The sequence below is a fragment of the Streptomyces sp. NPDC001617 genome (assembly GCF_053596855.1).
Map to the genome: position 1 here is coordinate 1 of NZ_JBSFHA010000161.1, position 9,227 is coordinate 9,227.

The 9,227-nt window shown below is 69.6% G+C and carries 8 protein-coding genes; 5 read left to right on the forward strand and 3 right to left on the reverse strand.

Annotated features, from left to right (window positions below; genetic code table 11):
• From ACWC09_RS51650 to ACWC09_RS51660, 3 genes are all read right to left on the reverse strand, one after another.
• Positions 1 to 617: ATP-binding cassette domain-containing protein (locus ACWC09_RS51650; protein ID WP_450859155.1), on the reverse strand; the 617-nt coding region annotated here is incomplete at its 3' end.
• A gap of 4 nt (positions 618 to 621) precedes the next feature.
• Complete coding sequence (locus ACWC09_RS51655) at positions 622 to 1,698, reverse strand: ABC transporter permease (RefSeq protein ID WP_450859156.1); 1,077 nt, start codon at positions 1,696 to 1,698, stop codon at positions 622 to 624.
• Positions 1,698 to 2,717: a sugar ABC transporter substrate-binding protein gene (locus ACWC09_RS51660; RefSeq protein WP_450859157.1), complete on the reverse strand. Its 1,020-nt coding sequence runs from the start codon at positions 2,715 to 2,717 to the stop codon at positions 1,698 to 1,700. Before ACWC09_RS51660 ends, ACWC09_RS51655 begins: the two co-directional genes overlap by 1 nt.
• Positions 2,718 to 3,018: 301 nt before the next feature.
• On the opposite strand from ACWC09_RS51660, the gene iolC reads away from it, so the two are divergent.
• Genes iolC through ACWC09_RS51685 form a run of 5 tightly spaced genes read left to right on the forward strand, consistent with a single transcriptional unit; the run spans position 3,019 to position 9,212 of the window.
• Entirely contained in the window at positions 3,019 to 3,981 is a 963-nt protein-coding gene (gene iolC / locus ACWC09_RS51665) for a 5-dehydro-2-deoxygluconokinase (RefSeq protein ID WP_450859159.1), read from the forward strand.
• 14 nt (positions 3,982 to 3,995) lie between these two features.
• Positions 3,996 to 4,874 carry a Cgl0159 family (beta/alpha)8-fold protein gene (locus ACWC09_RS51670; RefSeq protein WP_450859160.1) on the forward strand — a complete coding sequence of 293 codons (879 nt, stop codon included), beginning with the start codon at positions 3,996 to 3,998 and terminating at the stop codon, positions 4,872 to 4,874.
• Between the two features lie 16 nt (positions 4,875 to 4,890).
• On the forward strand, positions 4,891 to 5,781 hold the full coding sequence (iolB, locus tag ACWC09_RS51675) for a 5-deoxy-glucuronate isomerase (RefSeq protein ID WP_450859162.1): 891 nt from the start codon (positions 4,891 to 4,893) through the stop codon (positions 5,779 to 5,781).
• The gene (iolD, locus tag ACWC09_RS51680) at positions 5,781 to 7,661 is read left to right on the forward strand and encodes a 3D-(3,5/4)-trihydroxycyclohexane-1,2-dione acylhydrolase (decyclizing) (RefSeq protein ID WP_450859164.1); all 1,881 of its coding nucleotides are present in this window, start codon (positions 5,781 to 5,783) and stop codon (positions 7,659 to 7,661) included. The genes iolB and iolD overlap by 1 nt, the downstream gene beginning before the upstream one ends.
• A 48-nt stretch (positions 7,662 to 7,709) precedes the next feature.
• Positions 7,710 to 9,212: a CoA-acylating methylmalonate-semialdehyde dehydrogenase gene (locus ACWC09_RS51685; protein ID WP_450859166.1), complete on the forward strand. Its 1,503-nt coding sequence runs from the start codon at positions 7,710 to 7,712 to the stop codon at positions 9,210 to 9,212.
• The last annotated feature ends 15 nt before the right edge of the window (positions 9,213 to 9,227 follow it).

Here is a 9,227-nt window from a genome sequence, read left to right on the forward strand (position 1 = left end):
AGCACCACACCCGACTGCTTGACGCCGAGGGCGGCGGTGGGCTCGTCGAGGATCAGGACGCGGGCGCCGAAGTAGACGGCGCGGGCGATGGCGACGCACTGGCGCTGGCCGCCCGAGAGCGTCCCGATGGGCTGCTCCAGGTCGTCGAGGATGATGCCCATGTTGCGCAGTTCCTGGTCCGCGGTCTTCTTCATCGCGGCGATGTCGAGACGCCGGACCGGCCAGGGGCCCTTGGTCATCTCGGAGCCGAGGAAGAAGTTGCGCCACACCGGCATCAGGGAGACGACGGCGAGGTCCTGGTAGACGGTGGCGATGCCCTTGTCGAGCGCGTCGCGCGGGGTGGTGAAACGGACCGGCGCGCCGTCGACGAGGAACTCGCCCTCGGTGTGCTGGTGCAGCCCCGAAATGATCTTGATCAGCGTCGACTTGCCGGCGCCGTTGTCGCCCAGCACACAGGTGACCTCGCCGGGGTGCACCTTCAGGCTCACGCCGTGCAGGGCGCGGATGTTGCCGTAGGACTTGCCCGCGTTGCGCAGTTCGACGATCGTGCCGTCCTCGCTCTCGGGCGCGGTGTCCTGGAGGATGGCTCCGTGGGTTCCGGACTCGTTCTTCGTCATCGGGTCACCTCCGGGTCATGGTGCGCTGGACCCACAGATTGATCAGGACGGCGCCGAGCAGCATCACGCCCAGGAATGCCTTGAACCAGTCGGGGTTCCAACCGGCGTACACGATGCCCTGCTGCACCATGCCGAACATGAAGGCACCGAAGACCGGGCCGATCGCCGAGCCGTAGCCGCCGGTCAACAGACAGCCGCCGATGACCGCGCCGGAGATGTAGATCAGCTCGATGCCCACGCCCTCGCCGGACTGGACGGTGTTGAAGGAGAACAGCTGGTGCATGCCGACGAACCAGGCGCCGAAGCCGACCAGCATGAACAGGGAGATCTTGGTGAAGGCGACCGGCACACCGACCGCGCGGGCCGACTCCTTGTTGCCGCCGACCGCGAAGATCCAGTTGCCGTACTTGGTGCGCAGCAGCACCCAGGTGGCGATGGCGGCGAAGAGGAGCCACCAGAAGACGGTGATCTTCACCTGGACGCCGCCGATGTCGAAGGACGAGGCGAAGACCTTCTTGGCGCTGCTGAAGCCGTCCATGTTGCTGATGTCGTCGGTGGCGACGTTGCCGGTGATCAGCTTGGTCACCGCGAGGTTGACGCCCTGGAGGATCAGGAAGGTGCCCAGGGTGACGAGGAAGCTCGGCAGACCCGTCTTGACGACCATCCAGCCGTTGAAGAAGCCGATCGCCAGCGACACGATCAGGGCGGCGAAGACACCGACCCAGACGTTCAGGGTGAGTTGATACGCCGTCATGCTCGCGGTCAGCGCGGAGGTGATGACGCCGACGCCGGCCGACAGGTCGAACTCGCCGCCGATCATCAGCAGCGCCACCGGGACGGTCACGATGCCGAGGGTGGAGGACTGGTAGAGGATGTTCGCCATCGAGCTGGCGTCGCGCACCGGCGGCGCCGCGATCAGGAAGAACACGTAGACGGCCACGGCGCCGAGGAAGACGCCCACATCGGGGCGGGCCATCAGCCGTACGAACGCGGACCGTTGGGCGGTCCGCCCGTCGGATTCCTTGGGGCCGGGGGCCGGCGGTGTCTCCACCGCCGGCTCGGCATGCTGGGTCATGCTCATCACCGCGTTCCGTTGGCGGCGTACTTGGCGATCTGCTCGACGTTGGACTTGTCGACGAAGGCGGGCCCGGTCAGCACCGGCTGCTCACCACCGCCGCTGTAGTTGCCGTTGTTCTTGTAGAGCCACAGCGAGTCGATCGCCAGGTAGCCCTGGAGGTACGGCTGCTGGTCGACCGCGAACTGGATCGTGCCCTTGCTGATGGCGGTCGTCAGGTCCTTGTTGAGGTCGAAGGTGGCGACCTTCGCCTTGCTGCCGGCGTCCGAGACCGACTGCACCGCGGTGAGCGCGTACGGGGCGCCGAGGGCGGTGACGTAGTCGATGGAGGAGTCCTGCTTCAGCTTGGCCGTGATCGTCGACTTCACCGACGGCATGTCCGTGCCGTTGACGTAGAGGACGTCGGTCTTGCCGGAGAAGGTCTTCTTCACGCCGTCGCAGCGCTGGGTCAGGCCGATGTTGCCCTGCTCCTGGATGACACAGACGGTGTGCTTGGCGCCGAGGTCGTTCAGCTTCTTGCCGAAGGCCTCGCCGGCCACGGTCTCGTCCTGGCCGAAGAACTCCAGCAGGCCGAGCTTCTTCCAGTCGCTCAGACCGGAGTTGAGGCCCACGACGGGTATGTTCGCCGACTTCGCCTTGCCGATGACGGACTTGAGGGCGTCCGGCTTGGCGAGGGTGACCGCGATGCCGTCGACCTTCTGGTCGATCGCGTTCTGCACCAGGTTGGACTGGTTGCCCGCGTTCGGGTCGGCCGAGTAGATCAGCTTGATGTTGTCCTTGGCGGCGGCCGCCTCGGCACCCTTGCGGACGATGTCCCAGAAGGTGTCACCGGGCGACTGGTGCGTGACCAGGGCGACCGTCATACGAGGGGTGGTGGCCTTGCCGGCGGACGCGTTGGAGCCTGTCTCCTGGGACTTCTTGCCCCCGGAACTGCTGGAGCAGCCGGCGAGGGTCAGGGCGGCTGCCGCAGCGACCGCGACGACCGGAACGAGTCTGCGGGAACGGCGGTGAGAAGAACGGTCCATCTTTCCTGGCACCTCACTGTGCTTTGCGGGGGAAAGGGAAAGGGAGAGGGATCTACGAAGATCCAGGGCCCGGGATCTTGGCATGTCCGGGTCGTTCACGGCAAACGCGGCGGTCGACCTGGGACGGGATCAAACCCCTGGCCGAGTCCGCTGTCAATACTTTGTTAAGACATCATTTCACAAGCAGGTCCGAATGTAAGTACAAACTATTGACAGGGTCGCCCGTAGAGGCCTACACCTGGGAGGCGGCAGACCCACGGGGACCCGCATCCCGAGCAGCCCAGTCCGAGGAGCATCGCGCATGGCCGAGTCAGCCCCGCCCTTCGACTTGATCACTATGGGCCGCATTGGCGTCGATCTCTACCCGCTCCAGTCGGGCGTCTCCCTGGCCCAGGTGGAAACCTTCGGCAAGTTCCTGGGCGGCTCGGCCGCCAATGTGGCGGTGGCCGCCGCCCGGCTGGGCCGGAACACGGCGGTGATCACCCGCACCGGGAACGACCCCTTCGGCGCCTATCTGCACCAGGCACTCAAGGAGTTCGGCGTCGACGACCGCTGGGTCACGCCCGTCGCCGCGTACCCGACCCCGGTGACCTTCTGCGAGATCTTTCCTCCCGATGACTTCCCTCTGTACTTCTACCGGCAGCCTAAGGCCCCTGACCTGGAGATACACTCCGAGGAACTGGACTACTTCGCCATCCGTGCGACCCGCGTCTTCTGGATCACCGGCACCGGCCTGAGCGAGGAGCCGAGCCGCTCCGCCACACTCGCCGCCCTCAAGGCGCGCGACAAGGCGGGCATCACCGTCTTCGACCTCGACTGGCGCCCCATGTTCTGGAAGGACCCCACGGAAGCCCGCCCGTACTACGCGGAAGCCCTGCGCCACGCCACCGTCGCCGTCGGCAACCTCGACGAGTGCGAGATCGCCACCGGCGTCCGCGAACCCCGGGCCTGCGCCGAGGCGCTGCTGGAGGCAGGCGTGCAGCTGGCGGTGGTCAAGCAGGGCCCCCGGGGCGTCCTGGCCGTGCACCGCGACGGCACCACCGCCGAGGTCCCGCCGGTGCCGGTCGAGGTGGCCAACGGCCTCGGCGCGGGCGACGCCTTCGGCGGCTCCCTGGTGCACGGACTGCTGTCCGGCTGGGAATTGGCCGAAATCATGCGGTACGCCAACGCGGCCGGCGCCCTCGTGGCCTCCCGACTCGCCTGTTCCTCCGCGATGCCCACCGAGGCCGAGGTCGACGGCCTCCTCGCGCGAGCCACTCCCTGAAACGGAGCTTCCCCTTGTCCCTGAGCATCCCCGACCTCGTCTCGGTCCGCGCCCGGCACCCCGAGGCCGTCGCCGAGGCCGCGGCCCGGCGCGCCCGCCGCCCGCTGATCGGCGACGGCGGCCGTCTGATGATCGTCGCCGCCGACCACCCGGCCCGCGGCGCGCTCGGCGTCGGCGACCGCAGGCTGGCCATGGCCGACCGGGCCGACCTGCTGGAGCGCCTGTGCGTCGCGCTCGCGCGGCCCGGCGTGGACGGGGTGCTCGCCACCGCGGACATCCTGGAGGACCTCCTGCTGCTCGGGGCGCTGGAGAACAAGGTCGTCATGGGCTCGATGAACCGCGGCGGTCTGGCCGGCGCCACCTTCGAGCTGGACGACCGCTTCACCGGCCACCGCGCCCAGGACATCGCCCGGCTCCGCTTCGACGCCGCCAAGACGCTGACCCGGATCGACTACGACGACCCCGGCTCGCTCACCACCCTGGAGTCCACCGCCCGCGCCATCGACGACTGCGCGGCGCACCGGCTGCCGATCTTCGTCGAGCCGTTCATCTCGACCCGCGTCGACGGCAGGGTCCGCAACGACCTTTCCGCCGAGGCCGTCACCAAGTCGATCGCCATCGCCGCGGGCCTCGGCGGCACCTCCGCCTACACCTGGCTGAAGCTGCCGGTCACCGACGACCCGGACGACATGGGCGAGGTCCTGGAGACCTCCACCCTGCCGACCGTGCTGCTGGGCGGCGAGGTCGGCGACGACCAGGAAGGCGCCTACGAGCGCTGGCGCAAGGCCCTGCGACTGCCCACCGTCCTGGGCATGGTCGTCGGCCGCTCGCTGCTCTACCCGGCCGAGGGCAGCGTGGAGACCGCGGTGGACACGGCCGTCGGGCTGCTGTGACACGGAGGAGTGCTCTATGACCTACCACCTGCCCGCAGGAAAGGCCCTCGGCGGCCCCTACGTCGTGGACGTCACGCCGGAGAAGGCCGGCTGGGGCTACTCCAGCCTGCGGATCTTGGAGCTGCCGCCGGGCGGCACGCACACCTTCGACACCGGCGAGAGCGAGTGGATCGTGCTGTCGCTGAGCGGCGCCTGCACGGTCTCGGCGGCCGACGACTTCGGCCACGACACCTTCCAACTCGCCGGCCGCGACAGTGTGTTCAGTGGCGTCAGCGACTTCGCCTACGTGCCGCGTGACGCTCGTACGACCGTCATGAGCGCGGGCGGCGGACGGTTCGCGCTCACCGGCGCGCGCTGCACCCGCCGACTGCCCGCCCGCTACGGCCCGGCCTCCTCGGTCCCCGTGGAGCTGCGCGGCACCGGGAACTCCTCCCGCCAGGTCAACAACTTCGGTGCGGCAGGCGTCTTCGAGTGCGACAAGCTGATCGCGGTCGAGGTGATCACGCCCGGCGGCAACTGGTCGTCGTTCCCGCCGCACAAGCACGACGAGCACCGGCCCGGCGAGGAGTCCGTCCTCGAAGAGGTCTACTACTTCGAGTTCGCCGACCACGACGGCACGCCCGGCCTCGGCTACCAGCGTGTGTCCCCGTCCGGTCACGGCCGCAACACCGACGTGCTGGCCGAAGTCCGCGGCGGAGACGTGGTGTTGATCCCCGACGGCTGGCACGGGCCCTCCATGGCCGTGCCCGGCCACCACATGTACTACCTCAACGTCATGGCCGGCCCCGAGCCCGAGCGTGCCTGGCTGATCTGCGACCACCCCGATCACGCCTGGGTCCGCGACAGTTGGCCCGACCAACCGGTCGACCCCCGCCTCCCCCTCTACACGGCCCCGGAGAAGTCCTGATGAGCACCCCCACCCGCCGACTGACCGTCGCCCAGGCCCTGGTGCGGTTCCTGTCCGCCCAGTACACCGAGCGCGACGGCGTACGCCACCGGCTGATCGCCGGCACCTGGGGCATCTTCGGTCATGGCAACGTTGCCGGGATCGGCCAGGCCCTCCTGGAGGCGGGCGAGGCCACCATGCCGTACCACCAGGGCCGCAACGAGCAGTCCATGGTGCACGCGGCCGTCGGCTACGCCCGCCAGCTCGACCGTCTCTCCGCCCAGGCCGTGACGACCTCCATCGGCCCCGGCGCCACCAACCTGGTCACCGGCGCCGCACTCGCCACCATCAACCGCCTGCCGGTCCTGCTCCTGCCCGGCGACTACTTCGCCTCGCACGCCCCGGACCCGCTCCTGCAGCAGCTGGAGCACCCGACCGAGGCCGACGTGTCGGTGAACGACACCCTGCGCCCGGTCTCGAGGTACTTCGACCGCATCACGCGTCCCGAGGCCCTGATCCCCTCGGCGCTGAACGCCATGCGGGTCCTCGCCGACCCGGCCGAGACCGGCGCGGTCACGCTCGCCCTCCCCCAGGACGTGCAGGCCGAGGCCCACGACTGGCCGGAGGAGTTCTTCGCCGAGCGCGTGTGGCACGTACGGCGTCCCGCTCCCGACCCCTACGAGCTGGCCGAGGCGGTGGCGGCGATCCGGGCCGCCGAGCGTCCGCTGATCGTCGCGGGCGGCGGCGTCCACCACAGCCAGGCCGAGGAGGCGCTCAAGGCGCTGGTGGAGGCCACCGGCATCCCGGTCGCCTCGACGCAGGCAGGCAAGGGCTCGCTGCGCTACGACCACCCCGCCGACCTCGGTGGCATCGGCCACACCGGCACGGCGGTCAGCGACGACATCGCGCGCACGGCCGACCTGGTGATCGGCGTCGGCACGCGGTACACGGACTTCACGACCGCTTCCGGGACGCTGTTCCAGAACCCGGCCGTGCGGTTCGTCAACCTCAACATCACGGCGTTCGACGCTCACAAGCTGTCGGCGCGGACGCTGGTGTGCGACGCGCGCGCGGGGCTCACAGCGTTGACGGAGGCGTTGGCGGACTACCGTGTGGACTCGGTTCACGAGGCCGAGTACCGCGCCGGCAAGGAACGCTGGGAACAGGTTGTCGACTCCGCCTACACGGCCGCCGACGAGAACGCCGTGCCCACGCAGACCCAGGTTCTGGGTGCCCTGGACGCGGTCGTCGGCGACGAGGACGTGGTGATCAACGCGGCCGGCTCGCTCCCCGGCGACCTGCACAAGCTGTGGCGGGCCCGCAGCCCCCGCCAGTACCACCTGGAGTACGGCTACTCCTGCATGGGCTACGAGATCCCGGCCGGCATCGGCGTCCAGCAGGCCGCCCCCGACACCCCCGTCTGGTCCCTGGTGGGCGACGGCACCTACCTGATGATGCCGACCGAGATCGTCACCGCCGTCCAGGAGGGCCTCCCGGTCAACCTCCTCCTCATCCAGAACCACGGCTACGCCTCCATCGGCGGCCTCTCCGAGACGGTCGGCGGCGAGCGCCTCGGCACGGCGTACCGCTACCGTTCGCCTGCCGACGGTTCCTTCACCGGCGCCCCGCTCCCCGTCGACCTGGCCGCCAACGCGGGCAGCCTCGGCATGGACGTCCTGCGCGCGAAGACCGTCCGCGAACTCCGCGAGGCGCTCGCCACGGCCCGCGCCTCCGACCGCCCGACCTGCGTCTACGTCGAGACCGACACCGCCACCCCGACCGCTCCGCCGGCCGAGGCCTGGTGGGACGTCCCGGTCGCCGAGACCGCCTCCCGCGAGGCCGCCGTACAGGCCCGCGAGCAGTACGAGCGCCAGGTCGCCGGCCGACGCCGCCACCTCTGACATCCCCCGCCGTCCCCCCCTGCTCGACCCTTTGAAAGGCCCCGCACCATGAAGACCATCACCCACTGGATCGGCGGCAAGCCCGTCGAGTCCACCTCCGGCCGCCACGGCGCCGTATACAACCCGGCGACCGGCGCGCAGGAGAAGCAGGTCGGTTTCGCGACCGTCGACGAGGTGGACGCCGCCGTCGCCTCCGCCAAGGCCGCCTTCGAGACCTGGGGCACCTCCTCGCTCGCCAAGCGCACCGCGATCCTCTTCAAGTACCGCGAGCTGCTGGACGCCCACCGCGACGAGATCGCCGAGCTGATCACCGCCGAGCACGGCAAGGTGCACTCCGACGCGCTGGGCGAGGTCGCGCGCGGCATGGAGATCGTCGAGCTGGCCTGCGGGATCAGCGTGCAGCTGAAGGGCGAGCTGTCGACGCAGGTGTCCACCCGTGTCGACGTGGCCTCGATCCGGCAGCCGCTCGGTGTGGTCGTCGGCATCACGCCGTTCAACTTCCCCGCCATGGTGCCGATGTGGATGTTCCCGCTGGCCATCGCGTGCGGCAACACCTTCGTGCTGAAGCCGAGCGAGAAGGACCCGTCGGCCTCCTTCCGCCTCGCCGAACTGGCCTCCGAGGCAGGCCTGCCGGACGGCGTGCTGAACATCGTGCAGGGCGACAAGGTCGCCGTGGACCGCCTCCTGGAACACCCGGACATCGAGGCGGTCTCCTTCGTCGGCTCGACGCCGATCGCAAAGTACATCCAGCTCAAGGCGGTTGAGCACGGCAAGCGCGTCCAGGCGCTGGGCGGTGCCAAGAACCACATGCTCGTACTCCCCGACGCCGACCTGGACTTCGCGGCCGACCAGGCGATCAACGCGGCCTACGGCTCGGCGGGCGAGCGCTGCATGGCCGTGTCCGTCGTGGTCGCCGTCGGCGAGACCGGCGACGAGCTGGTCGCAAGGATCGCCGAGCGCGCGAAGAACCTGAAGATCGGCCCCGGCAACGACACGTCGTCCGAGATGGGCCCGCTGATCACGCGCGAGCACCGCGACAAGGTGGCGTCGTACGTGTCCTCGGCCGCCGAGCAGGGCGCGCAGGTCGTCGTCGACGGCACCGGCTACTCGGTCGAGGGACACCCCGAGTGCGCGGACGGCTTCTTCCTCGGCGTCTCGCTGCTCGACAAGGTGCCGCTGACGGCGGACGCGTACCGGGACGAGATCTTCGGCCCGGTGCTGGCGGTGGTCCGTGCGGAGTCGTACGACGAGGCCATCAAGCTGATCAACGACTCGCGTTGGGGCAACGGCACCGCGATCTTCACCCGGGACGGCGGCGCCGCCCGCCGCTTCCAGCTGGAGGTCAAGGCGGGCATGGTCGGCGTGAACGTCCCGATCCCGGTGCCCGTCGGCTACCACTCCTTCGGCGGCTGGAAGGACTCCCTCTTCGGGGACCTGCACGTCTACGGCAACGACGGCGTCGCCTTCTACACGCAGGGGAAGGTGATCACCACGCGCTGGCCCGACCCGGCCGACGCGGGCATCAACCTCGGTTTCCCCAGCCACTCCTGACGCTTCGTCAGTCTC